Below are 1,163 nucleotides of genomic sequence, written 5' to 3' on the forward strand. Positions count from 1 at the left end.
GCGTCGGTGGTGCCGGGGGGCGGGCAACGCGGGGCGGCCTCCCGGCGTCTTCGGTGATGGATCTCGTATGCCCCTCGTCGTATCGCCGTTCGTCGTATCGCCGGTCGTCATGTTGCGGCTCGGTGGGTGCGGAGGTACGGCCCCTTCGGGCGGAGCTTTCCTTGGCCTGATTGGTTGCCCGCGTGGCGCGGAATGGGTGATGAGATTCGCCATACCCCATCAATTCGGGCATTTGGTCTAAGGTGGGTGAGATTGTCTGACGGAGGTACGAGATCCACAGCGCCAGGGAACCGGACCACCCATCGACCGCGGACCACCGAAGGGCCCCAGCCGTGACTGTGAACACCCCCGAGAACCTCTCCGACGACCTCGCCGCGAGACTGCCCGAAACCTGGGCCGCCACCCGGCTGACCGTCGTCATGCCCACGTACAACGAAGCGGGGAACCTGCCCGGCATGGCCGAGGCCCTGATGGCACTCCCGCTGCCCGGCCTGCGCCTCCTCGTCGTCGACGACTCCAGCCCCGACGGCACCGGCGAGATCGCCGAGCGCTTCGCGGAGCGGTATGGCAGCGCCCGGATGAGCGTCCTGCACCGCACCGAGAAGGACGGGCTCGGCCGGGCCTACGCGGCCGGTATGACGCGGGCCGTCGCCGAGGGCGCGGAGTACGTCCTCCAGATGGACGCCGACGGCAGCCACCCCGTGGCGAAGGCCGCCGAGCTGCTGGGCGTCGCGCTCGCCACCGACGCGGGCGTCGTCATCGGCAGCCGGTATGTGCAGGGCGGCACGCTCTCCGACGCCTGGGGCGCCCACCGCAAGCTGCTCTCCCGCTGGGCCAACGCCTACGCGGGCACCATCCTCGGCACGCGCGTCCGCGACATCACCGGCGGCTTCAACATCTGGCGCGCGGACGCCCTGCGCGCCATCGACCTCGCCTCCGTGGACAGCGCGGGGTACAGCTTCCAGGTCGAGATGAAGTACCGGGCGCTGCGGCGCGGCTTCGGCGTCATGGAGGTGCCGATCCACTTCGAGGACCGCACGGTCGGCGAGTCGAAGATGAACCTGATGGTGCAGCTGGAGTCGATCATCATGCCCTGGAAGCTGCGGCTCGGGGCGAGCGGATCCCGGCCGGGTGCGGGTGCGGGTACGGGGTCGGGGACGGGT

1 protein-coding gene is annotated in these 1,163 nt (G+C 70.2%); it reads left to right on the forward strand.

Annotated elements, in window-relative coordinates:
- Positions 1 to 419: 419 nt before the first annotated feature.
- The coding region (locus GKQ77_RS32925; RefSeq protein WP_219692807.1) for a polyprenol monophosphomannose synthase at positions 420 to 1,163 on the forward strand (744 nt) is incomplete at its 3' end.

The sequence above is a fragment of the Streptomyces anatolicus genome, assembly GCF_019400875.1.
Lineage (GTDB): Bacteria > Actinomycetota > Actinomycetes > Streptomycetales > Streptomycetaceae > Streptomyces > Streptomyces anatolicus.